Source organism: Parasphingomonas caseinilytica, from assembly GCF_036663755.1.
Taxonomy (GTDB): Bacteria; Pseudomonadota; Alphaproteobacteria; order Sphingomonadales; family Sphingomonadaceae; genus Sphingomonas.
Window position 1 is genome coordinate 92,536 of record NZ_JAXOJL010000009.1, and the last position, 24,193, is coordinate 116,728.

The 24,193-nt window shown below is 65.1% G+C and carries 21 protein-coding genes and 1 pseudogene; 15 read left to right on the top strand and 7 right to left on the bottom strand.

Features of this window, described 5'->3' with window-relative positions:
* Window positions 1-76 precede the first annotated feature (76 nt).
* The 5 genes and pseudogenes from ubiB to U1738_RS17065 all read left to right on the top strand — a co-directional run bounded on the left by ubiB (window position 77) and on the right by U1738_RS17065 (window position 5,173).
* Complete coding sequence (gene ubiB, locus U1738_RS17045) at window positions 77-1,612, top strand: 2-polyprenylphenol 6-hydroxylase (RefSeq protein ID WP_332790245.1); 1,536 nt, start codon at window positions 77-79, stop codon at window positions 1,610-1,612.
* Window positions 1,609-1,947 carry a hypothetical protein gene (locus U1738_RS17050; protein ID WP_332790246.1) on the top strand — a complete coding sequence of 113 codons (339 nt, stop codon included), beginning with the start codon at window positions 1,609-1,611 and terminating at the stop codon, window positions 1,945-1,947. Before ubiB ends, U1738_RS17050 begins: the two co-directional genes overlap by 4 nt.
* Window positions 1,944-3,065 carry a hypothetical protein gene (locus U1738_RS17055; protein ID WP_332790247.1) on the top strand — a complete coding sequence of 374 codons (1,122 nt, stop codon included), beginning with the start codon at window positions 1,944-1,946 and terminating at the stop codon, window positions 3,063-3,065. Before U1738_RS17050 ends, U1738_RS17055 begins: the two co-directional genes overlap by 4 nt.
* Window positions 3,062-4,230, top strand: a pseudogene (gene coaBC / locus U1738_RS17060) (bifunctional phosphopantothenoylcysteine decarboxylase/phosphopantothenate--cysteine ligase CoaBC). The gene U1738_RS17055 and the pseudogene coaBC overlap by 4 nt, the downstream one beginning before the upstream one ends.
* A 4-nt stretch (window positions 4,231-4,234) precedes the next feature.
* Window positions 4,235-5,173 (top strand): glutaminase, encoded by a 939-nt coding sequence (locus U1738_RS17065; RefSeq protein WP_332790248.1) that lies wholly within the window; start codon window positions 4,235-4,237, stop codon window positions 5,171-5,173.
* A gap of 157 nt (window positions 5,174-5,330) precedes the next feature.
* Here the strand turns inward: U1738_RS17065 and U1738_RS17070 are convergent, their stop codons facing one another.
* From U1738_RS17070 to U1738_RS17080, 3 genes are read right to left on the bottom strand one after another with little or no spacing between them, the layout of a single operon-like run.
* On the bottom strand, window positions 5,331-7,898 hold the full coding sequence (locus U1738_RS17070; RefSeq protein ID WP_332790249.1) for an HWE histidine kinase domain-containing protein: 2,568 nt from the start codon (window positions 7,896-7,898) through the stop codon (window positions 5,331-5,333).
* A gap of 2 nt (window positions 7,899-7,900) precedes the next feature.
* Entirely contained in the window at window positions 7,901-8,440 is a 540-nt protein-coding gene (locus tag U1738_RS17075; RefSeq protein WP_332790250.1) for a biliverdin-producing heme oxygenase, read from the bottom strand.
* Window positions 8,437-10,083: an ATP-binding protein gene (locus tag U1738_RS17080; protein WP_332790251.1), complete on the bottom strand. Its 1,647-nt coding sequence runs from the start codon at window positions 10,081-10,083 to the stop codon at window positions 8,437-8,439. Before U1738_RS17080 ends, U1738_RS17075 begins: the two co-directional genes overlap by 4 nt.
* Window positions 10,084-10,308: 225 nt before the next feature.
* Between U1738_RS17080 and U1738_RS17085 the strand changes: the two genes are divergently transcribed.
* Window positions 10,309-10,764 carry a hypothetical protein gene (locus tag U1738_RS17085; RefSeq protein WP_332790252.1) on the top strand — a complete coding sequence of 152 codons (456 nt, stop codon included), beginning with the start codon at window positions 10,309-10,311 and terminating at the stop codon, window positions 10,762-10,764.
* 125 nt (window positions 10,765-10,889) lie between these two features.
* Here the strand turns inward: U1738_RS17085 and thiS are convergent, their stop codons facing one another.
* Window positions 10,890-11,894 (bottom strand): sulfur carrier protein ThiS, encoded by a 1,005-nt coding sequence (gene thiS / locus U1738_RS17090; RefSeq protein ID WP_332790253.1) that lies wholly within the window; start codon window positions 11,892-11,894, stop codon window positions 10,890-10,892.
* A 146-nt stretch (window positions 11,895-12,040) separates the two neighbouring features.
* Here thiS and aroQ point away from each other — a divergent pair, with 146 nt between their 5' ends.
* From aroQ to U1738_RS17120, 6 genes are all read left to right on the top strand, one after another.
* Window positions 12,041-12,475, top strand: a complete 435-nt coding sequence (aroQ, locus tag U1738_RS17095; protein WP_332790254.1) for a type II 3-dehydroquinate dehydratase — start codon at window positions 12,041-12,043, stop codon at window positions 12,473-12,475.
* A 53-nt stretch (window positions 12,476-12,528) separates the two neighbouring features.
* Window positions 12,529-13,011 carry an acetyl-CoA carboxylase biotin carboxyl carrier protein gene (gene accB / locus U1738_RS17100; protein ID WP_332790255.1) on the top strand — a complete coding sequence of 161 codons (483 nt, stop codon included), beginning with the start codon at window positions 12,529-12,531 and terminating at the stop codon, window positions 13,009-13,011.
* 6 nt (window positions 13,012-13,017) lie between these two features.
* A complete protein-coding gene (gene accC / locus U1738_RS17105; RefSeq protein WP_332790256.1) occupies window positions 13,018-14,367 on the top strand; it encodes an acetyl-CoA carboxylase biotin carboxylase subunit in 1,350 nt (449 codons plus the stop codon).
* Window positions 14,368-14,566: 199 nt separating this feature from the next.
* Entirely contained in the window at window positions 14,567-16,525 is a 1,959-nt protein-coding gene (locus U1738_RS17110) for a S9 family peptidase (RefSeq protein ID WP_332790257.1), read from the top strand.
* The gene (gene arsC, locus U1738_RS17115) at window positions 16,522-16,860 is read left to right on the top strand and encodes an arsenate reductase (glutaredoxin) (RefSeq protein ID WP_332790258.1); all 339 of its coding nucleotides are present in this window, start codon (window positions 16,522-16,524) and stop codon (window positions 16,858-16,860) included. The genes U1738_RS17110 and arsC overlap by 4 nt, the downstream gene beginning before the upstream one ends.
* Window positions 16,857-18,305 carry a phospholipase D-like domain-containing protein gene (locus U1738_RS17120; protein ID WP_443027041.1) on the top strand — a complete coding sequence of 483 codons (1,449 nt, stop codon included), beginning with the start codon at window positions 16,857-16,859 and terminating at the stop codon, window positions 18,303-18,305. The genes arsC and U1738_RS17120 overlap by 4 nt, the downstream gene beginning before the upstream one ends.
* A gap of 9 nt (window positions 18,306-18,314) precedes the next feature.
* Here the strand turns inward: U1738_RS17120 and U1738_RS17125 are convergent, their stop codons facing one another.
* Window positions 18,315-18,749 carry a PAS domain-containing protein gene (locus U1738_RS17125; RefSeq protein ID WP_332790259.1) on the bottom strand — a complete coding sequence of 145 codons (435 nt, stop codon included), beginning with the start codon at window positions 18,747-18,749 and terminating at the stop codon, window positions 18,315-18,317.
* 162 nt (window positions 18,750-18,911) lie between these two features.
* On the opposite strand from U1738_RS17125, the gene purL reads away from it, so the two are divergent.
* From purL to bfr, 3 genes are all read left to right on the top strand, one after another.
* Window positions 18,912-21,125: a phosphoribosylformylglycinamidine synthase subunit PurL gene (gene purL, locus U1738_RS17130; RefSeq protein ID WP_332790260.1), complete on the top strand. Its 2,214-nt coding sequence runs from the start codon at window positions 18,912-18,914 to the stop codon at window positions 21,123-21,125.
* A gap of 169 nt (window positions 21,126-21,294) precedes the next feature.
* Window positions 21,295-21,465 carry a (2Fe-2S)-binding protein gene (locus U1738_RS17135; RefSeq protein ID WP_082472903.1) on the top strand — a complete coding sequence of 57 codons (171 nt, stop codon included), beginning with the start codon at window positions 21,295-21,297 and terminating at the stop codon, window positions 21,463-21,465.
* 99 nt (window positions 21,466-21,564) lie between these two features.
* Window positions 21,565-22,059 carry a bacterioferritin gene (bfr, locus tag U1738_RS17140; protein ID WP_332790261.1) on the top strand — a complete coding sequence of 165 codons (495 nt, stop codon included), beginning with the start codon at window positions 21,565-21,567 and terminating at the stop codon, window positions 22,057-22,059.
* Between the two features lie 112 nt (window positions 22,060-22,171).
* Here the strand turns inward: bfr and U1738_RS17145 are convergent, their stop codons facing one another.
* On the bottom strand, window positions 22,172-22,585 hold the full coding sequence (locus U1738_RS17145; protein WP_443027042.1) for an Hpt domain-containing protein: 414 nt from the start codon (window positions 22,583-22,585) through the stop codon (window positions 22,172-22,174).
* 170 nt (window positions 22,586-22,755) lie between these two features.
* Window positions 22,756-24,120 carry a ribosome biogenesis GTPase Der gene (gene der, locus U1738_RS17150; RefSeq protein ID WP_332790262.1) on the bottom strand — a complete coding sequence of 455 codons (1,365 nt, stop codon included), beginning with the start codon at window positions 24,118-24,120 and terminating at the stop codon, window positions 22,756-22,758.
* Window positions 24,121-24,193 lie beyond the last annotated feature (73 nt).

Here is a 24,193-nt window from a genome sequence, read left to right on the forward strand (position 1 = left end):
TAGCTGTGCCCCCGGCACAGCTTGAACGATGCGGGGCATCGTTCACCCGTCACTCGCAAGCGGGAGGGGAGCTTAAATGACCACCTCCGCCACCCACCTCTGGCGCCTCGTAAAATGGGGCCGCATCCTCGCCCGCCACGGCGCGCTGCGCGGGATCGAGCGTGATCCCAACACGCCGACGCCCGTCCGCCGCCTCGTCCGCATCGCCCGGATCGGCGCGCGCGTGCCCAAGATCCCGGCCTATGCCGACGCGCTGCAAGCGATCGGCCCCGCCGCGATCAAGCTCGGCCAGACGCTCGCCACCCGCCCCGACATCGTCGGCGAAGCCGCCGCGACCGATCTGCTGCGCCTGCAGGACGCGCTGCCCCCCGTCCCCTACGAGACGATCCATGCCGCGATGACGCGTGCGTTCGGGCGCGATCCCAGCGCCCTGTTCCAGTCGATCGATCCCGTCCCCGTCGGCGCCGCCTCGATCGCGCAGGTCCACCGCGCGATCACCACCGACGGGCGCACCGTCGCGGTGAAGGTGCTCCGCCCCGGCGTGGAGGAAGATTTCGCCCGCGCGATCGACACCTATCAATGGGCCGCCGCGCAGATCGAGGGGATGGGCGGCGAACTCTCCCGCCTGCGCCCGCGCCTCGTGATCGAGACGTTCAAACGCTGGACCGCGCGCGAACTCGATCTGCGTCGCGAGGCCGCCTCGGCCTCCGAACTCGCCGATTCGATGGCCGCCGAACCCGATTTCGTCGTGCCCGCGATCGATTGGCAGCGCACCAGCGGCAAGGTGCTGACGCTCGAATGGGTCGACGGCATTAAGCTCAGCAACCGCGCCGCTTTGATCGCCGCCGGGTACGACACGCACCGCCTCGCCGAAACGCTCGTCCACGCCTTCCTGCGTCAGGCGATCGCGGAAGGATTCTTCCATGCCGACATGCATCAGGGCAATCTGTTCGCGCTGCCCGGCAACAAGATCGCCGCGATCGATTTCGGCATCATGGGCCGGATCGATCGCCGCGCCCGCGTCTGGCTGGCGGAGATTCTCTACGGCCTGATCACCGGCAATTACAAACGCGTCGCGGAGATCCATTTCGAGGCCGGCTACGTCCCCGCGCACCACAATGTCGCCGAATTCGCCACCGCCCTGCGCGCGGTAGGCGAGCCGATGCGCGGCCTTGCGGTCAAGGACATGTCGATCGGCATGATGCTCGACGGCCTGTTCAACATCACCCGCGATTTCGACATGCAGACCCAGCCGCATCTGCTGCTGCTGCAGAAGACCATGGTGATGGTCGAGGGCGTCGCGACCAGCCTCGATCCCGACATCAACCTGTGGGATTCCGCCGCGCCGTTCGTGCGCGAATGGATCCGGACCGAACTCGGCCCCGAGGCCTATGTCGCCGATCGCCTGATCACCGATCTGCGCACCTTCGCGCGCCTGCCCGAACTGATCCGCAATATCGAGGCGCGGTATCCCACGCCCGGTGGCGCGCCCCCCGCCCCGCCGCTGCGCGAGATCGAGGTCGTGCGGATCGGCGGCGGCTGGCGCTATATCGCGGTCGCTGTGGTGAGCGTCGCCGTTACGGCCCTCGTCAGCTGGGCATTGCTGCCGTGATCGTCCTTCCTCTACTGCTGGCGCTGGTTCAGGCGACCCCCGCGCCGCCGCCGCCAGCGGCGGAAGCGACCGACGAGATCGTCGTGACCGCGATCGACCGCAGCAAGAAATGCCGCATCCGCTTCGCGGATCGCGACATGAACGACGCCGAGTTGAAGCGCCGCTCCGTCGAATGGGCTGCAGGCAAGCCGCTGCGCGTCGTCGCGCGCGCCAGCACCGACATCAAATGCCTGGCGAAGATCGCCTTCAAGCTGGCCGATCGCGGCGTCACCCGCATCGATTTCGTCGAGCCCAAGGATCTCAGGCCCGCCTCCGTTCCTGCCCCGCCGCAATGATCCCGCGCACGCTCACCCCGCTCTGGCTCTCCACGCCCAGCCGTTTCGCCGGCATCAAGCCCGCGCGCGCGCGCTGGGCGCTGGCTCTGCTCGCGTTGCTGCTTGCCGCCAGCCTCACCGCGCTCGCCACGCCCGGCCCGCCGCCGGTCAGCCACGATGCCGCAAACCGCGCCGACGATCAGGCCGATGTAATGCTCTACGAATCGATCGTCGCGGGGGTTCGCGCCGGCGGCAATTACTACGCCGTCACCGCCGCCGCGCTCCGCGCCGGGGATTATCCGCTCAAACCCTTCGTCACCTTCCGCCTGCCCACCCTCGCCATGCTGCAGGCGAACCTGCCGCAGTCCGCGACCGTGGCGATGCTCTACCTGCTTGCGGCGGCGGTCATGCTCGCCTGGTTCATCCGTCTTCGCGGCGCGTTCGCCCGCCCGCCGCCCCGCGCCATCGCCCTGACCCTGCTCGCCGCCGGAATGGTCGCGTTCGTGCAGGCCGATCTGGTCGGCTTCCACGAAATCTGGGCCGGCCTGCTCGTCGCGCTCTCGCTTGCGCTCAGGAAGCCCGGCCGCTGGGTCGAGGCGGTCGCCTTTGGGATGATCGCGATGCTGGTCCGCGAAACCGCCGCGCTGTACGTCGGCATCATGGCCGTCATGGCCTTTGCCGAAGGCCGCCGTCGCGAAGCCTATGGCTGGGCCGCTGCGATCGCATTGTTCGCGATCGTCGTCATCCTCCACGCCCGCGCCGTGGGGCAGGTCATCCATCCGCTCGATCCTACCTCGCCCGGCTGGTCCGGCATGCTCGGCTTCGGCTTCTTCGTGAAGACGATGGTCCTGTCCACCGCATTGAACCTCGCCCCCGGCTGGCTCGCCGCTTTGCTCGTCGCGCTGGCGCTGTTCGGCTGGTCGGCCTGGAACGACCCGCTGGCACTGCGCGCGCTGGCGGTCTTCTCGTGCTATGCCGTATTGCTCGGCCTGTTCGGGCGGCCCGATACCTTCTATTGGGGGCTGATGATCGCACCCACGATCCTGATCGGCCTCGCCTTCGTGCCCGATGCCCTGCGTGACCTGATCGCCGCCGCGCGCGACCGCCGCAAGATCACCGTGACGAGGCTCACGCGATGAAGATCCTTCTCATCGTCGCCGGCGGCATCGCGGCCTACAAGGCGTGCGAACTGATCCGCCTGTGCCGCAAGGCCGGGATCGAGGTGAAGTGCGTCCTCACCGCCGGCGGCGCGCATTTCGTCACGCCGATGACGCTCGCGGCACTGTCGGAAAATCAGGTCTACACCACCTTGTGGGATCTCAAGGACGAAGCCGAGATGGGCCATATCCAGCTCAGCCGCGAAGCCGATTTGATCGTCATCGCCCCTGCCACCGCCGATCTGATGGCCAAGATGGCCGCCGGCATCGCCGACGATCTCGCCACCACCCTGCTGCTCGCCACCGACAAGCCGGTCCTCGCGGCACCGGCGATGAACGTGCGCATGTGGCAGCACCCCGCCACCGTCCGCAACGTCGCCACCCTGCGCGGCGACGGCGTGACCGTGCTGGAACCGGACAAGGGCGCGATGGCGTGCGGCGAATACGGCCCCGGTCGCCTGCCCGAACCGGCGGCGATCCTCGCGGCGATCCAGAGCGCACTCGCTCGTTGAACATGCTCGGGGGCAAGCACATCCTCGTCACCGCCGGCCCGACCCATGAGCCGATCGATCCGGTGCGCTATCTTGCCAACCGCTCCTCCGGCCGTCAGGGGTTCGCCATCGCCGCCGCGCTCGCCAGGCTCGGCGCGCGCGTCACGTTGATCGCCGGCCCGGTCGCGCTCGACACGCCCGCCGGCGTCACCCGCATCGATGTCGAGACCGCGCTCCAGATGACGGCCGCAGTCGAGGCCGCTTTGCCCGCCGACGCCGCCGTCATGGTCGCCGCCGTCGCCGACTGGCGCGTCGAGGGCACTCCGCAGAAGATCAAGAAGTCCGGCGCCCCCCCCGTGCTGCACCTGGTCGAGAACCCCGACATCCTCGCCACGCTCGCCCGCAGCCCGCACCGCCCGAAACTGCTGATCGGCTTCGCGGCGGAAACCGAAAAGGTCATCGAACACGCCACTGCCAAACGCATCCGCAAGCAGGTCGACTGGATCGTCGCCAACGACGTATCCGGCGACGTGATGGGCGGCAGCGCCAACACCGTCCACATCGTCACCGCCGCCGGCGTGGAAAGCTGGGAAAAGCTGCCCAAAGACGATGTCGCCACCCGCCTGGCCGATCGCATCGCCGCCGCGCTGGCCTGAGCAGATGGCCGACCTCGACACGATCATTGCCGACATCGCCGCCGAAATCGCCGACGCGCCCGATCGCGGCAAGGTCGCCGCGTATATCCCCCCGCTCGCCGCGATCGATCCGGCGCGCTTCGGCATCGCAATCGTCACCGCGGACGGCACGCTCCATCAGGCCGGCGATACCGACCAGCCCTTCTCGATCCAGAGCGTCGCCAAGGTCTTCGGCCTGACGATGGCGCTCGGCCAGCACGGCGAGGCCCTCTGGCGACGCGTCGGGCGCGAACCTTCCGGCACCGCGTTCAACTCGATCGTGCAGCTCGAATCCGAACACGGCATCCCGCGCAACCCGTTCATAAACGCCGGCGCGATCGTCGTCGCGGACCTGCTGCTCGGCCATGGCCGCCCGGCCGAGGTGCTGGGCGAACTGCTCCGTTTCGTCCGCGCATTGGCCGGCGACGATGCGATCTTCATCGACGAAACCGTGGCCGAGGCGGAGCGCACCACCGGATATCGCAACATCGCGCTCGGCAATTACATGCGATCGTTCGGCAATATCGACAACGACGTGGACCGCGTGCTCGGCGTCTATTTCCACCAATGCGCGATCGCCATGACGTGCCGGCAACTGGCACAGGCCGGCGCGTTCCTGATGCATGGCGGCCGCAATCCGATGACCGGACGCAGCATCGTCTCGCGCCAGCGCGCGCGCCGCATCAACGCGCTGATGATGACGTGCGGCCATTATGACGGATCGGGCGAATTCGCCTTCCGCGTCGGCCTTCCCGGCAAATCCGGCGTCGGCGGCGGCATCCTTGCCATCGTGCCGGGCAAGGCGAGCATCGCCGTCTGGTCCCCCGGACTCAACGATCGCGGCAATTCGCAACTCGGCACGCTGGCGCTGGAACGGCTGGTGCAGCGCACCGGCTGGTCGGTCTTCGATCCGCCGGAAAGTTAGTTCGCGATCTTCCAGATTGTGCGCTTCCCCGGCGAAGGCCGGGGTCCAGCCGCGGAGGTCGAGGTTACATCGCTCAGCGCCCGATCACTTCTGTGTCCCGACTGGGCCCCGGCCTTCGCCGGGGAAGCATCAATGATCCGATCGGTCCCAGCAAACCCTACCCCTCACCCACCGACAGCAATTCCGCCAGCGCCCGCGCGATATTCTCCAGCGTATAGGGCTTCTGCACGACGATGCGGTTCTGGTGATCCGTCGGCAATTGCGCCTGCTCGCCATAACCGGTGGCGAAGACGAACGGCACGCCCAGTTCCAGCAACTGGTCGGCGATGGCGAAGCTGTTGCGATCACCCAGATTGATGTCGAGCATCGCCACCGTCGGCCGAGCCGCCTCGATCAATTCCAGCGCGGAATCCACCGTCGCCGCCGTGGAGATCGTGTCCGCCCCCAGTCGCCCGACAATATCCTCCGCATCCAGCGCGATGATCAGGCTGTCCTCGACCACCAGCACGTCATGACCGACGAGCAGGCGCGGCGGCGGTGTCTGCGGATGGCCGATCGCCGGCCGTGCGAACTTGATCGCCGGTCCGGCAAAGCTCTTCGGCTCCGACACGTGCCGCGCCGGAATGCGGAAACTCGCCTCCAAGCCGTTGCCGGCATAATCGACCTTGGCCGTCCCGCCGAGATCGTAAGGCACGGAGCGGTGGATGATCGTCGTGCCGAAGCCCTTGCGGGTCGGCTTCTTCACCATCGGGCCGCCCGTCTCGCGCCAGTCGATCAGCAAGTCGCCCGCGTCGTTCCGCGTCCAGCTCAGATCCACGCGCCCCTCGGGCACCGACAGGCTGCCATATTTGGCCGAATTGGTGATCAGTTCGTGGATCACCAGCGCCATGGTCGAATAGGCCTGCGGGTTGAGCAGGATCGGCGCGCCGTTCGAAACCACGCGCTCGCTTTCGGTGACGAATGCCGCCGCCTCGGCATCGATCAGCGCCTGCATCGGCGCCGGGCCCCAATGATCGTCGGTGATCTGGTTGTGCGCGCGCGCCAGCGCATGGACGCGCCCGTCGATCACCCTGACGAAATCCTTCACCGCATCCTCATTCGGCTGCGATTGGCGGATGAGGCCACGGATCACGCCCAGGATGTTGCGCACACGGTGATTCAGTTCGGCGATCAGCACTTCCTGCCGCGCGCCCGCCTGTTGCCGCTCGGCCGAAGCTTCGTCGGCCAGCCGCAATACCACCTCGATCAAAGTCGCCCGCAACGTCTCCGCCACACGCACTTCGGATGGGGTGAACGGCTGCGATTTATCCTGCACCAATTCCTTCCACTCGGCGAAGCTTTCGCGCGGCGACAGGCGCGGGCCATTCGGGCCGTATACGATCGGCTTTTGCGGATCGCCTGCCCAGCGCACCGAGCGCACCAGTTCCGACCGGAACAGCACGACATAATCGCGCGGCGACCGGGAGATCGGAATCGCCAGCATCCCTGCGGCTTCCGACGCGAAACTCTCGGCACCCTGCACGATGCCGGCAATATGGTCGGTCGCATACACCTTGCCCGCGGCCGTGGTGTTCAGCGTCCGCACGATCTTGCGGAAATCCTCGATCCCCGGCGTCACGCCCGAAAAGGCGTGATTGCCCGCGATCCACACACCCACGCCGTCCGCCGGGATCGCATTGGTCAGGATGTCGCCCAGCCAGTCGGGATCCTTCAGCAACGTCTCGTCGGACGCGACCGCGCCGAGCAACTGATCGGAAATGTCGCGCGCGCGGCGCTCATATTCCACCATCAACTGCCGCTCGCGGCTTTCCAGGCGCATCGCGAACATCTGCGCGAACAGTTCGGAAACGGATCGCCGCTCGAAACTCGGGCAGCGCGGCGCATAATGGTGGCAGGCGAACAGCCCCCACAATTTGCCCTCGACGATGATCGAGATCGAAAGGCTCGCCTCGACGCCCATATTCTTCAGATATTCGATATGGATCGGCGACACCGCGCGCAGCAACGACAGCGACAGATCGAGCGGCGCACCGCTAGCGTCGCGCTGTGGCACGATCGGAACTGGCACGGAATTCACATCGGTGATGATACGTAACAGGTTGCGGCGATACAATTCGCGCGCCTGCACCGGGATATCGCTCGCCGGATAGCGCAGCCCCATGAACTTCCCGATCCCAGCCCGTGCCGCCTCCGCCACGACCTCGCCCGATTGGTCGGCGGCGAAGCGATAGACCATGACCCGGTCGAACCCGATCAGCGCACGCACCTGACGTGCGCCTTCCTTGAAGAACGCCGCCATGTCGCCGCACTGGTCGAGCCGCGTGATCATCGATCGCACCATGCCGCCGGCATCGCCATGCTCCCCCGACGCCGGCTCGCATTCGATCACGACATGTCCGTTCGAGACATGCACCGCAACGTCGAAGCGGTGCCCGGTGCCGATCAGGTCGCAATCGAACAACCGTTCAATCGCATCCGGGCCGCGCAGCATCGCGGAGCGATTGCGCAGGTCATGGATGACGCTTGCCGGCAGGAGGTCGGCGATCGGTCGGCCGATCACGTCCTCGGGCGTGCGACCGATAAAGTCGGCCAGATTGGCCGATGCGCGCGCCACCAGCCAGTCGGCGGTCAACGCAAGCAGGAAGCCGATCGGCTGGATCGCGCCAAGGATATGAATCGGTTCGCGATCGCAATTGGTCAGATCGACAATGCTATGTTCGTCCAAGATTACGCTACCTTCATACTCGCTTGACCGGCTCGCTCGAACAGTCCGAACACGGTTCGCGCCGCCGCCACTGCTTCCCCGATCTCCGCGTCGGATCGGAGCCGCGCATCGATGAACTGCATCAGATTACGCCACGCCCCCGGCACGGATGCGCCGAGAAATCGGTGTGGCAAATCGGTCGGTACAGATCGCACCAGCATCGCTCCCCCAAGCCGCGATCCTTCCAGAACATAGATCGCCCCCAACACCGCTGGTTCGGTTTCGAACTGCGGTTCGATGCGAAACGCAGATGCGGGGAATCCGATCCCTGCCAGATCCTGCATCAGCAACGCTGCCCGCCGGCGCATCGGCCAATCGGGTACGATCCGCTCAGCCTGCGCGTGGTCGAGCGCCGCCTCGCACGGGATATGCGCCGCCGCCTGCGCCGCCAGGAACGCACCATATCCTTCCCGGGTATCGAGCCGAAAGGTGGAATAGACCGCATCGACCCGGTCGTGGCAATCGCGCGTCTCGCGTCGCAGAGCCTCGCGCGCGCCGCTCACGCGCGCAGCAGATTGTCGACGCGCCGGGCAAGTTCGTCGATCGCGAACGGCTTGGTCAGCACCTGCATGCCGCGCTTGATATGGCCGTGGTTCAAGACCGCATTCTCTGCATAGCCGGTCACGAACAGCACGCGCAGATCGGGCCTGATGGCGCGCGCGGCATCGACGACCTCGCGGCCGTTCATGCCGCCGGGCAGGCCGACATCTGTGATCAGCAGGTCTATCGCCGCGCCCTTCTGCAGGATCTTCAGCCCCGTCGGACCGTCTCCCGCCTCGATGCAGCGATAGCCGAGATCGCTCAGCGCATCGACGATCAGCATGCGCACGGTCGGCTCGTCGTCGATCACCAGCACGGTTTCGCCCTGCGCGGTCTCGATCGCGGCGTCGGTCGACGCGGCGACGTCCTCCTCCTGCTCGCCGTCATGGCGCGGCAGGTAGATGCACACCATCGTCCCCTCGCCCACCTCGGAATAGATCCGCACATGGCCGTGGCTCTGCCGTGCGAAGCCATAGACCATCGACAGGCCCAGGCCGGTGCCTTGTCCTATGGGTTTGGTGGTGAAGAAAGGTTCGAACACACGTTCGAGCGTCGCCTTGTCGATGCCGCTGCCGGTGTCGCTGACGCAGATCGTGACGTATTGGCCGGGATCCAGCCCGCGATCCTTGCCCGCCTTGCGATCGAGCCATTTGTTGCCGGTCTCGATCGTGATCCGTCCGCCGCCCGGCATCGCGTCGCGTGCGTTGATGCACAGGTTCAGGATCGCGTTCTCAAGCTGGTTGGAATCGACCGAGGTCGCCCACAACCCCGCCGCCGCGACCGTCTCGACCGCGATTTCCGGCCCCACCGTGCGCCGGACCAGATCGACTAGGTCGGTCATCAGCTGGTTGATGATCACGGGCTTGGGCGACAGCGTCTGCCGCCGCGAGAAAGCGAGCAACCGGTGCGTCAGCGCCGCCGCCCGCCGCGTCGCGCCCTGTCCGGCGGAAATATACCGTTCGACATCGGCCGAGCGCCCTTGCGCCACGCGCAGCCCGATCATCTCGAACGCGCCCGAAATCCCCGCCAGCAAATTGTTGAAATCGTGCGCCAATCCGCCGGTCAGCTGCCCCACCGCCTCCATCTTCTGCGCCTGCCGCAACGATTCCTCGGCCACTTCGCGTTCCGCCAGCGCATCGGCGATCCGGCTTTCCAACTGCACGTTCAACGCCTTTAGCGCATTCTCGGCGTTCACCCGATCGCTGACGTCCTTGAACAATACGGCGACCTGACGGTCCTCCAGCGTTCCTACGCGGAACGACGACACCTGCAGATGCCGTCCGGTGGCAACCAGTTCGCGTTCGAAGCGGATCGGCTTGCCCGTCCTCAGCACGCTGCCATAGAGTTCGACCCAGCCATCGGCCTCGTCCGGCACCATCTCGCGCAGTTTCTGCCCGACGATATTGTCGATGCCCGCATTGGTCGCGTACGCGGCATTGGCCTCGATATGGATATAGTCGCTCAGGGGGCCATGCGGGCCATCGAAGAACTCGATGATGCAGAACCCTTCGTCCAGCGTGTCGAACAACGTGCGATACCGCTCCGCGCCGTGGGAACCGGAGTTCGATGGCACTTCGGACGAATTGGCGTCTGGATCAGTCGGCATGGCGCTTGATTACCAGCGCGGGCCGCGACGGATACCCTCTTTTATGTATGAATGTCCCCAACATGTGCGCGTAAACGCGATGACGCACATGAAGTTGCGTCGCCGTCAAAGGGGACCCTAAATTTCGTTGCGGTGGCGACCAAACGCCTTTTTGTGACGACGACATGCGTCGATCCGCGTTTTCATGCGTTTCGGCGTTTCAAATCCCACTCAGGAGTCGCATCCATGATCTCGAAACACTCCGTGCTGGCCATGGTCGCACTCAGCCTGTCGGTCACGGCGCAGGCGCAGGAAAAGAAGAATACCGGCCAGGTCGCGGGCGACATCGCCAGCCAGCCGGTGCGCGATGTCGGCATCGCCAAGACCTCGATCCCGCCGGTGCTGAAATCGGCCGCTGCCGCGCCCTATGCGCAGCTCAAGTCCTGCGCGCACCTCAATAGCGCGATCCGCGAATTGACCGGCGCACTCGGCCCAGATCTCGATTCGGGCAGCACCGCGCCCCGCGCTGGCATCGCCGAAGTCGGCGGCCGCGCCGTGGTCAACTCGCTCATCCCGTTTCGCGGTGTCGTTCGCGAAGTCTCGGGTGCAGCGCCGGCACAGCGTCGCCTGGATGCGGCGATCAGCGCGGGCTATGCGCGGCGCGGTTTCCTGCGCGGGCTGAAGATCGCCAAGCGCTGCTGATACTTCGCCAACCGAAACTTGCCTTTCCCGTTCGTGCTGAGCTTGTCGAAGCACCTGTCCCAAACACGCCCTTCGACAGGCTCAGGACGAACGGGGGAAAAATTAGGGCGCAGTCCGACGCGCGCTCAAATCAACCCGCTAAGCGGACTAGACGGATCGGCATACATGCGTTTGCCCATCCGGCCCGCCAGATAGGCCATCCGCCCGCTCTCCACGCCAGCCTTCATCGCCGCCGCCATCAGGATCGGATCCTTGGCCTCGGCGATCGCGGTGTTCATCAGCACGCCGTCGCAGCCGAGTTCCATTGCCGCCGCCGCATCCGATGCGGTGCCGACGCCGGCATCGACCAACACGGGGACACTCGCGCCCTCGACGATCAGGCGAATCGTCACCCGATTCTGAATGCCGAGACCCGAGCCGATCGGCGCGCCCAGCGGCATGATCGCCACCGCGCCGACATTTTCCAGCCGCTTCGCCGCGATCGGATCGTCCACGCAATAGACCATCGGCTTGAAGCCCTCGTTCGACAGGATTTCGCACGCACGCAGCGTTTCGACCATGTCGGGATACAGCGTCTTCGCCTCGCCCAGCACCTCCAGCTTCACAAGCTCCCAGCCCCCTGCCTCGCGCGCCAGCCGAAGCGTGCGGATCGCGGATTCGGCGTCGAAACAGCCGGCGGTGTTGGGCAGGTAGGTGATCTTCTTCGGATCGATGAAGTCGGTCAGCATCGGCGCATTGCGATCGCTGACGTTCACCCGGCGCACCGCGACGGTGACGATCTCCGCGCCCGAGGCCTCGACCGCGGCAGCATTTTGCACGAAATCTTTGTATTTGCCAGTGCCGACGATCAGCCGCGACGTAAAGGTCTGGCCCGCCACGGTCCAGGTATCGGCCTTGACCGGGGCGGAATGATCGCCACCCCCGACGAAATGGACGATCTCCAGTTCATCGCCATCCTCGACCGTCACATCGCCCAGCGTGGAGCGCGGCACGATCTCCAGATTGCGTTCCACCGCCACCTTTTCCGGCACGAGGCCCAGATCGGCGGCGAGTTGCGCAATGGTCAGGCCGGCGGAGATGCGGCGGTGTTCGCCGTTGACGCGGATCGAGACGGTGTGGTCGGAATGCATTTTTACCCCTTGCCGTTCGCTTCGAGCGAAGTCGAGAAGCCTACCACCGGAACCCGTATCTCGACTTCGCTCGATACGAACGGGTAAAGGGGAGGCAGACGCGATATAGGCCGTAGCGCCTTGGTCGCAACCGAAAGGCCATCCGCTTGTCCGCTACCATCTACGTCCTCAACGGCCCGAACCTCAACCTGCTCGGCCTGCGCGAGCCGGATATCTACGGCCATGACACGCTCGACGACATTGCCGGCATGTTGGAGGATCGCGCGCGCGATCTCGATCTGAAGATCGATATGCGCCAGTCCAATCATGAAGGGCATATCGTCGACTGGCTGCACGAGGCGCAAGCCGAGGGTGCGAAGGCGGTGATCCTGAATGCCGGTGCCTATACCCACACCTCGATCGCGATCCACGACGCGATGAAAGGGATCAAGACGCCGGTGATCGAGGTGCATCTTTCGAACCCGCATGCCCGCGAAAGCTTCCGCCATCGTAGCTATATCGCACGCGCCGCCAAGGGTACGATCGCCGGGTTCGGCGCGCTTTCCTACGTGCTGGCGCTTGAAGCCGCCGCGCGTCTCTGACAGGACGCGGGCCGTATAAAGGGAAACATCCCATAAAAGGAGTTCATGGTCGCATGACCGACACAAACACTGAAGACGCAATGCGGATCGACGTCGATCTGGTGCGCCAGCTCGCGCAATTGCTGGACGATACATCGCTGACCGAGATCGAGGTCGAAGACGGCGGACGCAAGATCCGGATCGCGCGCAAGGCCGCATCGGTCGCCGCCGCGCCGGTACACTATGCGGCAGCGCCTCTGGCCGCTGCCCCGGTTGCCGCGGCCGCCCCCACCGAAGTCGGCACACCCGCCCTGGCCAGCACCGCTGATGCGGTGAAATCGCCGATGGTCGGTACGGCCTATCTTTCGTCGGATCCGACGTCGAAGCCGTTCATCGCGATCGGCGACAAGGTCGCGGCCGGTGCCACGTTGCTGATCGTCGAGGCGATGAAGGTGATGAACCCGATCGTCGCGCCCAGCGCCGGCACGGTGAAGGCGATCCTGGTTCAGGACAAGCAGCCGGTCGAGTTCGACCAGCCGCTCGTCGTGGTCGAGTAACCAGCCTTGGCTCAAATTAAAAAGCTGCTGATTGCCAATCGCGGCGAGATCGCGTTGCGCATCCACCGCGCGTGCCATGAAATGGGAATCCAGACGGTCGCGGTACATTCCACCGCCGATGCCGATGCGATGCACGTGCGCCTCGCCGATCAGGCGATCTGCATCGGCCCGCCATCGGCGACCGATTCCTATCTGAACATCGCCAACATCATCTCGGCGGCCGAGATCAGCGGTGCGGATGCGATCCACCCCGGCTACGGCTTCCTCAGCGAGAACGCCAAATTCGCCGAGATCGTCGAGGCGCACGGCATCATCTTCGTTGGCCCGAAGCCCGAACATATCGTCACGATGGGTGACAAGGTGGAGGCCAAGCGCACCGCCGGTCGGCTCGGCCTGCCGCTGGTGCCCGGATCGGACGGCGCGATCAGCGACGTCGCCGAGGCGAAGGAAATCGCCGCGCGGATCGGTTATCCGGTGATCATCAAGGCCGCCTCGGGCGGCGGCGGGCGCGGCATGAAGGTGTGCACGTCGGAAGACACGCTCGAGACGCTGATGAGCCAGGCCGGCAGCGAGGCCAAGGCCGCGTTCGGCGACGCCACCGTCTATATGGAAAAGTATCTCGGCAATCCGAGGCACATCGAATTCCAGGTGTTCGGCGACGGCAACGGCAATGCGATTCACTTGGGCGAGCGCGATTGCTCGCTGCAGCGCCGACACCAGAAGGTTCTGGAGGAGGCCCCCTCCCCCGTGCTCGGCGAGGAAGATCGCGCACGCATGGGCGCGGTGTGCAGCAAGGCGATGGCCGACATGGGCTATCGCGGCGCGGGCACGATCGAGTTCCTGTGGGAAGACGGCGAATTCTACTTCATCGAGATGAACACCCGCCTGCAGGTCGAACATCCGGTGACCGAGATGATCACCGGCCTCGATCTGGTGCGCGAGCAGATCCAGATCGCCGAAGGTCGCCCGCTGACGTTGCGCCAGCAGGACGTGGTGTTCCGTGGCCATGCGATCGAATGCCGCATCAACGCCGAAAACCCGCGCACCTTCGCCCCATCGCCGGGGCTGGTGACGATGTTCCACGCGCCGGGCGGCATGCATGTCCGCGTCGATAGCGGGCTGTACGCCGGCTACCGCGTGCCTCCGTATTACGATTCGATGATCGCCAAGCTGATCGTCTACGGCACGACGCGCAACGGCGCTTTGCGGCGTTTGCGGCGGGCGCTGGAAGAGTTCGTGATCGAGGGGCCGACGACGACGATCCCGCTGCATCAGGCGCTGCTCGACGATCCGGATTTCCAGGCCGGAGATTACACGATCAAGTGGCTGGAGGAGTGGCTGGCCAAGCAGGAGTGACCCAATCTTAGCCCCTCCCCTTCAGGGGAGGGGTTGGGGTGGGGCAGTGCAATCTCACCGAGACCAGCGCCAGTTCATGCGGCACTGCCCCAACCCCTCCCCTGAAGGGGAGGGGCTAAGAAACGGCGCCAAGCCTCCCACCACTTCCCCCTCCCTCCCGCCTCTGCCAGAACCATCCCCGTAACAGGGGAGAATCGCCATGATCCGTTTGCCCGCCGCCACCGCGCTGGCGCTGGTCCTCACCGCGCCGGTCGCCACGTCCTTATGGGCGCAGGTGAAGACGCCCGACCGGCCCGTCACCGATCCGAAATCCGTCACCTCGCCCGTCAACCCGAACGCCCGCGCCGTGCCGGTCGAGGATATCGGCACGTCGCGCTCGCTCGGCAGCACGGCGTGGAGCGCGGACGGCAAGCAGATCTTCGTCGCCACCAACCTCACCGGGCGCACCAACATCTGGCGCACCGACACCGCCGGCAGCTGGCCGGTACAGCTGACGCAATCGGACGATTCGCAGACCGGCCTCGCACCCTCCGCCGACGGAAAATACGTCTATTTCCAGCAGGATGTCGGCGGTAACGAATATCCCGACATCTATCGCGTTCCGGTCGGCGGCGGCGCGGTCGAGCAGATCACGAAAACGCCCGACCGGCGCGAGGGCAGCATGCTCGTCGGCGGCGCGAACGGCGCGATCGCTCTGTCCACCAAGCTGAAGACCGAGGGGCAGACCAACCTCGCGGTGCTCGATGCGAACGGCACTGTCCGCGTGCTGACGAAGGAGGCCGACCCGCAATTCGCCTGGGGCGCGGTCGCGTGGGTCGACAACGGCACGGCGATCATCGCCAATCGCGACCGGGTCGATTCGAAGGTCGGCGAGGTGTGGCGCGTCGATGCCGCCACCGGCGCGGCGACGAAGCTGATCGCCAAGGCCGACACCGACTATCAGGCCGCCGACGCCACGCCGGACGGGAAATGGATCGCGGTCAGCACCGACGACGGCACCGGGCAATTGCATGCCGGCCTGTACGATACCGCTGCGAAGACGTGGAAATGGCTCAAGCCCACGCCGTGGGAGCAGACCGCGAGCAGCTTCACGCGCGACGGCAAGGCGCTGATCTTCGCCACCAACGCCGATGCGCGCAGCACTCTGTACCGCTACGATATCGCGAAGGGCACCGAGACCGCGTTGCAGGTGCCGCCCGGCGTGAACTACCTTACCGGTGCCGATCCGCGCTCGCCGGACGGGCGCACATTGCTGGTCGGCCATTCCGGGGCGGATTCGCCGACCAACCTGTATCTCTACGATCTCGCCAGCGGTGCGGCCCGCCCGGCGACGCAGCTCGCCATCGCCAGCCTGTCGCCCGAGGTGCTGCCCAAGTCGGAGGTCGTGACCTACAAGAGCTTCGACGGCACGCTCGTCAGCGCGGTGGTGACGATGCCCGCCAACCTGAAGCGTGACGGTCACAATCCCGCGATCGTCCTGCCGCACGGCGGCCCCACCGGTCAGGCGCAGGACGGCTACAGCCGCTACGCCACCGCCTTCGCCAGCCGCGGCTATATCACGATCCAGCCCAATTTCCGCGGCTCGACCGGCTATGGCAAGGCGTTCCAAGAAGCGAACTTCAAGGATCTCGGCGGCGGGGATTTGAAGGATACGGTCGCGGCCAAGACGTTCCTCGTGAACACCGGTTATGTCGATGCGAAGCGCGTCGGCATCTTCGGCGGCAGCTATGGCGGGTTCATGACCCTGATGGCGATCGGCCGCGTGCCGGACGAATTCGCCGCCGCCGTACAATGGTTCGGCATCATCAACTGGCGCACGATGTACCGCGATCAGGACGAGTTGTTGAAGGCTTATCAGCGCGGCCTGCTCGGCACGCCGGAAAGCGACCCGAAGGTCTATGACGCCTCCTCGCCCCTCACCTATATCCGCGCCGCCAAGGCCCCGTTGCTGACGATCCAGGGCGAAAACGACATCCGCGTGCCGCGCGGCCAGGCGCAGGAGGTGAACGACATCCTGAAGGCCAAGGGCAATGTGGTCGAGACGGTGTTCTATCCGGCGGAAGGGCACGGCTTCCAGAAGCGCGAGAACCAGCTCGATTCGCTCAAGCGCACGGTGGCGTGGTTCGACAAATATCTGAAGACGCCGGTGGCGAAATGAAGGCGACCATCTGGCATAATCCGCGCTGCTCGAAATCGCGTGAGGCTCTGGCGATCCTGAACGACGCGCCGGGCGTGGACGTGTCCGTCATCGAATATCTCAAGCATCCGCCGACGCGCAAAACCCTAGCCGCGCTCTATGCCAAAGCGGGAATTTCGCCACGTGACGGGCTGCGGCGGAACGAACCCGACGCCAAGGCATTGGCGGGTGCGAGCGACGCAGCGATACTGGACGCCATGGCCGAGAACCCAATCCTGATCGAACGCCCCCTCGTGGAAACCGACAAGGGCGTTCGCCTCGGGCGTCCCCCGGAGACGGTTAGCGAAATCCTGTGAGTGCGCTGGAGCCGGGCCGCAATTGCTGGCGTATCGAAACCGCGACCCGCGCCACAGTGATCGTCGATGCGGATCGCTACTTCAAGGCGGCGCGCGCGGCGATGCTTAAGGCGGAACACCAGATCCTACTGATCGGCTGGGATTTCGACGCGCGCATCGATCTCACGCCGGATGGCGATACCGGCGACGGCGCGCCCCGCAACGTCGGCGATTTCATCTACTGGTTGGTCAAGCACCGCCCCGAATTGCAGGTCTACACGCTGCGCTGGGATGTCGGCGCGCTGAAGACGCTGGTGCGCGGATCGACCGTCTTCACGATCGCCAAATGGATGACGCACGCCCGCATCCACACCAAGCTCGACGGCTATCACCCGGTCGGTGGATCGCATCACCAGAAGATCGTCGTGATCGACGATTGCCTCGCCTTTGCCGGTGGGATCGACATGACGTCGGAGCGCTGGGACACGCGCGAGCATCTCGACGACCAGCCGTGCCGCACCGAGCCGGGCAGTACCGAGCAATACAAGCCGTGGCACGACGCCACCACCGCATTGTCCGGCCCGGTCGCGTCGGCGCTTGGCCAATTGTGCCGCGATCGTTGGGAATTGGCCGGGGGCAAGGCGATCGCGCCGCCGCCCGCCACCACCGATTGCTGGCCGGACGGGCTGGACGTGGATTTTGCCGACATCCGCGTCGCCGTATCGCGCACCGAACCGGAAATGCCGGAGCACCAGCAGGTGATCGAGATCGAGCAACTCTATCTCGATCTGATCGCCCGCGCGAAGCGGCACATCTATGCCGAGAGCCAGTATTTCGCCTCGCGCTGCATCGCCGAGGCCATTGCACTCCGGCTGGACGAAGCCGACGGCCCCGAAATCGTCATCATCAACCCGACCACCGCACAGGGCTGGCTGGAGCCGATCGCGATGGACACGGCACGGGCGCGGCTGTTCCAGGCGCTCAAGCATCACGACACGCACGGCCGGTTGCGCATGTATCACCCAGTTACGAAGGGCGGCAGGCCGATCTATGTCCACGCTAAGATCCTGGTGATCGACGATCAGGTGCTGCGCGTCGGATCGTCCAACTTCAACAATCGCTCGATGCGGCTCGACACCGAATGCGATGTGACGATCGATGCCGATCACGGCGCGGATCCGAAATGCATCGGCGCGATCCGCAACGGCCTGATCGCCGAGCATCTCGGGCTGGAAGTCGATCGTGTTGCGACGTGCTTGACCGATACGGGATCGCTGATCGCCACGATCGATCGATTGCGCACGCCGGGGCGGACGCTGGTGGATTACGAGGTGCCCGAATTGAGCGACGTCGAGAAATGGCTCGCCGACAATGAGGTGCTGGACCCCGAGGGACCGGGGGAGATGTTCGAGAGTTTGAGCAAGCGGGGACTGTTTCGGCGATTGCAGTTTTGGCGGAAGAAATAGGCGCCAGTCCTACCCCAGCATCTCCGCCGTGATATCCTGCTTCGTCCCATACAGGACCACCGCCTTGCCGTTCCGCTTTTGCACGTCGGCACTCAGCCGCATCCAGCGCAGATCTCCGTCCAGCCGCCGAATCTGCGCTTCGAACGTGAAGCTCCCGCACGTCTCCAATGCCGCGCTACGCAGCCGCCCGAGCAAGGCGCGCGATTCGGGCAGATACATTTCCAGCGTCGATCGGCGATCCACCGCCGTTCCCCGCGCTATGCCGAACAGATCGAACACCCCGTTCGTCCAGCGCAATTCCTCGGTGGCCAGATCGCATTGCCACGCCGCCGGCAGCGCCGGCAGGCCCACAGGCTCGTCCGACATGAAATCGCGCATCGCCGGATCGGGCATTTGCGACGGAAGCGCGTCGGCCCGCCGGAGCCAGAGACGTTTGAGATGCATGCCCATCGATCCAATATGCCGCGCCCGCAATTAAGGCGGCGTTAGCCCGGCGCATCATGACGATTATTCGCCGCTCATCCAGCCGGTTTATGGTGCATGGCAGCAAAAACCGCCGCACCCCACGGGGTGACGGATCGCCCACGCCCCGCTAAAGGCGCAGGCATGAGCCAGATCACGCCCGAGATCGTCGCCGAACACGGCCTGTCCCCCGATGAATATGAGCGCGTGCTGCACGCCATGGGGCGCGAGCCGAATCTGACCGAACTCGGCATCTTCTCGGTCATGTGGTCCGAACATTGCAGCTACAAATCTAGCCGCATCCATTTGAAAAAGCTGCCGACCACTGGCCCACAAGTGATCTGTGGCCCGGGCGAGAATGCCGGCGTGATCGATATCGGGGACGGTCAGGCGGCGATCTTCAAGATGGAGAGCCATAACCATCCGAGCTATATCGAACCCTATCAAGGTGCCGCGACCGGAGTCGGCGGCATCCTGCGCGATGTGTTCACGATGGGCGCGCGGCCGATCGCCAACCTCAACGCACTGCGCTTCGGATCGCCCGATCATCCCAAGATGAAGCATCTGATCGCCGGCGTCGTTCACGGCATCGGCGGCTATGGCAATTGCGTCGGCGTGCCGACGGTCGGCGGCGAGGTGAACTTCCACCCGGCCTATGACGGCAACATCCTCGTCAACGCGATGACCGTCGGCGTCGCGGATCAGGACAAGATCTTCTATTCCGCCGCATCCGGCGTGGGCAATTCGATCGTCTATGTCGGTGCCAAGACCGGGCGCGACGGCATCCACGGCGCGACGATGGCCTCGGCCGATTTCGGCGAGGATGCAGATGCCAAGCGCCCGACCGTGCAGGTCGGCGATCCCTTCACCGAGAAACTGCTGATCGAAGCGTGCCTGGAACTGATGTCCAGCGACGCGATCGTCGCGATCCAGGACATGGGCGCCGCCGGCCTCACTTCCTCCAGCGTCGAGATGGCCAGCAAGGGTGGCGTCGGCATCGAACTGATCATGGACGACGTGCCGCAGCGCGAAACCGGCATGACGCCGTACGAGATGATGCTCAGCGAATCGCAGGAGCGCATGCTTATGGTGCTGAAGCCCGGTCGCGAGGATTTCGCCGAAGCGATCTTCCGCAAGTGGGAACTGGATTTCGCGGTCATCGGCCATGTTACCGAAACCGGCCGCATGGTGCTTAAGTGGAAGGGTGATGTCGTCGCAGACATTCCGCTCGGCCCGCTCGCCGACGATGCCCCGCTCTACGATCGCCCGCACGTCCCCACCCCGCCGGCCAAGGCGCTGGTCGAGGTGCCGGAAAGCACCGATATCGCCGCCGATCTGCTGACGTTGATGGGATCGCCCGACATCGCCAGCCGCCGCTGGATCTGGGAGCAATACGACCACATGGTCGGCGGAGACACCGTGCAGCGCCCTGGCGGCGATGCGGCGGTGGTGCGCGTCCACGGCACGCCCAAGGGCCTCGCCATGACGACCGACTGCACCCCGCGCTACTGCTTCGCCGACCCCTATGAGGGCGGCAAGCAGGCGGTGGCCGAGGCGTGGCGCAATTTGAGCGCGGTCGGCGCGACTCCGCTCGCCGTCACCAACTGCCTGAACTTCGCCAACCCGCAGCGGCCCGAGATCATGGGCCAGATCGTCGGCTGCCTCGAAGGCATGAGCGACGCCTGCCGCGCGCTCGATTTCCCGATCGTGTCGGGCAATGTCAGCCTCTACAACGAATCGAAGGCCGCCGGTGGCGGCTCCGCGATCCTCCCCACGCCCGCGATCGGCGGCGTCGGCCTGCTCGCCGATTGGTCCAAAAGCGCGACGATCGCCTTCAAGGGCAGCGGCGACGTGATCCTTGCCGTCGGCACCCGGCGTGGCGATCTCGGCCAGACCCTGTGGCTGCGCGAATGCCATGGCCGCGAGGACGGCCCCCCGCCCCGCGTCGATCTCGCGCTCGAACGCAAGGCCGGCGATCTGATTCGCGAAGCCATCACGCTCGGCCAGCTTACCGCGGTCCACGATGTGTCCGACGGCGGCATTGCCGTCACGCTCGCTGAAATGGCGCTGGCCGGCGATATCGGCGCGATGATCGACCGCAAGCAACCGTTCGATTGCGCGCACAGCTTCTTCGCCGAGGATCAGGGCGTCTATATCGTCACGGTCGAGGATAGCGCGCTGATGGACTTTCTCGGCGCGGCGCATGCCGCCGGGGTCGAAGCCGAACCGCTCGGTCGTACCGGCGGCAAGCGCCTGATCTTCGAACGCCCCAACCGCGATGACGTTGTGATGCTGGACGCGCTCCGCACCACGCATGAAGGCTTCTTCCCGGCGCTCATGGGCACCGGCACCGTCTGACCAAGTGATTCGCTTCGATGCGCAATTCACTGTCTGCGATGCATCGCAGGCGGCGACGACCCGTGTTGCGCGTGCGACCAGCGTCGCATCATAATGCGAATCACACGCAAAAGAGCTTGCGAACAATTCTCATTAGCCCTAGTCATGTTCCCGAGAGGTGGAGCATCACATGGTCGTTTGCGTCTGTAATGCGATTAGAGAGACTCAAGTGCGCGAGGCCGCCCGCAATGGTGCGACCAGCGCGTGTCAGGCGTATCGCAGCCTCGGCCGCCAGCCGAAATGCGGCCAATGCGTACCGTTCGCGCGATCCATTATCGATGCGGAACGCGCTGCTGCGTAGCGTTCGCAGGCGCAACAATCGGCGGAAAACCGCCATTTTTTGACTGTCGCGGTCCGCCCGTTTGCGCTATCTAGCTGCGTAACGAACGGAGACTTTATCATGCGCGGCGATCCCAAGGTTATCGATTATCTGAACGAGGTGCTCAAGAACGAGCTGACCGCGATCAACCAATATTGGCTACATTACCGGCTGTACGACCATTGGGGCGTCCGCAAGCTCGCCGAGTTCGAGAAGCACGAATCGATCGACGAGATGAAGCACGCCGACTGGGTCGCCGAGCGCATCTTGTTCCTCGATGGCCTGCCCAATTTCCAGTTGCTCGGCCGCCTGCGCATCGGTGAATCGGTGCAGGAAGTGCTGCAGGCCGATCTCGATCTCGAAATGGAGGCCCTGCCCCCGCTGCGTGACGCGATCGAGCATTGCGAGAAGGTCCGCGACTATGTCAGCCGCGATCTGTTCCGCAAGATCCTCGACAGCGAGGAAGAGCATGTCGACACGCTGGAGCGCCAGTTCGAAATGATCCAGCGCATGGGCATCGAGAATTACGTCCAGTTGCAGAGCAAGCCGGCGAACGAGGAAATCGACCACGGTTGAGGTCGCCTTGTGATGGCACGAAAAAGGGGGCGGGCCTGCCAGGCTCGCCCCCTTTTGTTTTAGTCTTGGATTGTTCGGCGAATGCGTTTCCAAGCGAGCGCTAAGTAGCCGGTCAAACCGGCCGCCGGCCGAACCCTACCGATGGCCGCCGCGCAACGAGCGGGTTCGCCTCACGCTCCAGCAGCGCCAGCGTCTGCTGGAACAGCGGGCTGAGTTGCACGACATGCTCCAATGCTTCCTCCGGCGTATCGTGATTCTCCACGCAATCGCGGGCGATCGTTTCGATCGTTTCGGCCAGCATGCCGAGCGGTTCGGCACCGAACTGGCGCGCCTCCCCCTTCAGCGTGTGCGCCGGGATCACCAGGGCGGCGGCGTTGTTCGCGCGCATCGCCGTTTCGATCGCGGCGACAGATTTCACCCCATCCTCGCGGAAATAGCCTAGAATGCGTACGAATCCCGCGCCCAGCTCGCTCCGCGAACGCTGGTAGGCGGCCCAATCGACCAATGTGCTGCCTTCGAACGACACCGTCATCTCCTCCATTGGGCACGACGCGCCCCTTGAGAGTGTAGATCACCTTCTACGAGATTTGGGTAAACGTAAGGTTGACGGACAGAACCGATATGGGTTGACCACGACAGGACAACCCATTGAATCTAAATCACTTTTCCGTGAGCCGTCCGGCCGATCCGGTCCTACTAGCCGAACGGGTTCTTCGGCGCACGCAGCGTGAGCCGCACCGGCACCGCGCCGAAGCCGAGATCGCGGCGGATGCCGTTGATCAGATAGCGCTGATAGCTCATCGGCAATTGATCGACGCGGGTGCCGAACAGCACGAACCCCGGCGGCCGCGTCTTCGCCTGCGTCAGGTAGCGCAGCTTGATGCGCTTGCCGCCCGGCGCGGGGGGCGGATTGGCCTCCACCGCTTTCTCGAACCAGCGGTTGAGTTCGCCGGTGCCGACCCGCTTCGACCAGATTTCGCGCGTCTCGAACGCGACCTTGATCAGCATGTCCAGCCCCTTGCCGGTCGCGGCCGACACGGTCAGCACCGGCACGCCTTTCGCCTGGCTCAACCCCTCGTCCAGCGCCGCCTTCACGCCGTTGAACAGCGAACTGGCATGTTCGGCCACGTCCCATTTATTGAGCGCGATCACGAGCGCACGGCCCTCCTGCAGCGCGGCGTCGGCGATGCGCAGATCCTGCGACTCTAGCCCGCGCGTCGCATCCAGCAGCAGCACGACGACCTCGGCAAAATCGATCGCGTGCAACGCATCGGCGACCGAAAGCTTTTCGAGCTTGTCCTGCACGTTGGCGCGCTTGCGCATGCCGGCGGTGTCGATCAGGCGCACCGCGCGCGGCTCGCCCTCGGCATCATGCCACGTCCAATCGACCGCGATCGAATCCCGCGTGATGCCCGCTTCCGGCCCGGTGATCAGCCGCTCCTCGCCCAGCATGCGATTGATCAGCGTCGATTTGCCCGCATTCGGGCGCCCGACAATGGCGAGCTTCAGCGGCGCGCTGAGATCGTCCTCGCCATATTCCGGCTCCTCCTCGACATCTTCGCGGTCGATATAAGGCAGCAGCGCGTCGAACAGGTCGCCCATGCCCTCGCCATGTTCGGCGGAAAGCTGCACCGGATCGCCATAGCCCAGCGCCAGCGATTCGAGGATGCCCGCCTCGCCGGCCTTGCCTTCGGATTTGTTGGCGACCAGCACGATCGGCGTATCGGAGCCACGCAGCCAGCGGGAGATTTCCTCCTCCAGCGGCACGACACCGACGCGCGCATCGATCATGAACAGAGCGACATCGGCCTGCGCAACGGCGGCCTCGGTCTGCGCGCGCATCCGGCCGGGCAGTGTTGCGGCGTCCTCGTCCTCGTATCCGGCGGTATCGATGATGCGGAAATCGACGCCGACGAGCGTCGCATCGCCTTCGCGCCGATCGCGCGTCACGCCGGGGCGATCGTCGACCAGAGCGAGCTTCTTGCCGACGAGGCGGTTGAACAAAGTCGACTTGCCGACATTGGGACGGCCGATAATCGCGACCACGGGGAGTTTGGACATCGCCGCCCCTTAGCCGGGTTGGCGCAAAAGGTCACGCGGTGTGACGATATCTAAAGCCCCTCCCCTTCAGGGG

Coding starts and splice junctions, on each gene's coding strand:
- ubiB (WP_332790245.1), top strand. CDS start 77: ATGACCACCTCCGCCACCCACCTCTGGCGCCTCGTAAAATGGGGCCGC.
- U1738_RS17055 (WP_332790247.1), top strand. CDS start 1,944: ATGATCCCGCGCACGCTCACCCCGCTCTGGCTCTCCACGCCCAGCCGT.
- U1738_RS17065 (WP_332790248.1), top strand. CDS start 4,235: ATGGCCGACCTCGACACGATCATTGCCGACATCGCCGCCGAAATCGCC.
- U1738_RS17080 (WP_332790251.1), bottom strand. CDS start 10,083: ATGCCGACTGATCCAGACGCCAATTCGTCCGAAGTGCCATCGAACTCC.
- U1738_RS17085 (WP_332790252.1), top strand. CDS start 10,309: ATGATCTCGAAACACTCCGTGCTGGCCATGGTCGCACTCAGCCTGTCG.
- thiS (WP_332790253.1), bottom strand. CDS start 11,894: ATGCATTCCGACCACACCGTCTCGATCCGCGTCAACGGCGAACACCGC.
- accB (WP_332790255.1), top strand. CDS start 12,529: ATGACCGACACAAACACTGAAGACGCAATGCGGATCGACGTCGATCTG.
- U1738_RS17110 (WP_332790257.1), top strand. CDS start 14,567: ATGATCCGTTTGCCCGCCGCCACCGCGCTGGCGCTGGTCCTCACCGCG.
- arsC (WP_332790258.1), top strand. CDS start 16,522: ATGAAGGCGACCATCTGGCATAATCCGCGCTGCTCGAAATCGCGTGAG.
- U1738_RS17125 (WP_332790259.1), bottom strand. CDS start 18,749: ATGCATCTCAAACGTCTCTGGCTCCGGCGGGCCGACGCGCTTCCGTCG.
- purL (WP_332790260.1), top strand. CDS start 18,912: ATGAGCCAGATCACGCCCGAGATCGTCGCCGAACACGGCCTGTCCCCC.
- U1738_RS17135 (WP_082472903.1), top strand. CDS start 21,295: ATGGTCGTTTGCGTCTGTAATGCGATTAGAGAGACTCAAGTGCGCGAG.
- bfr (WP_332790261.1), top strand. CDS start 21,565: ATGCGCGGCGATCCCAAGGTTATCGATTATCTGAACGAGGTGCTCAAG.
- der (WP_332790262.1), bottom strand. CDS start 24,120: ATGTCCAAACTCCCCGTGGTCGCGATTATCGGCCGTCCCAATGTCGGC.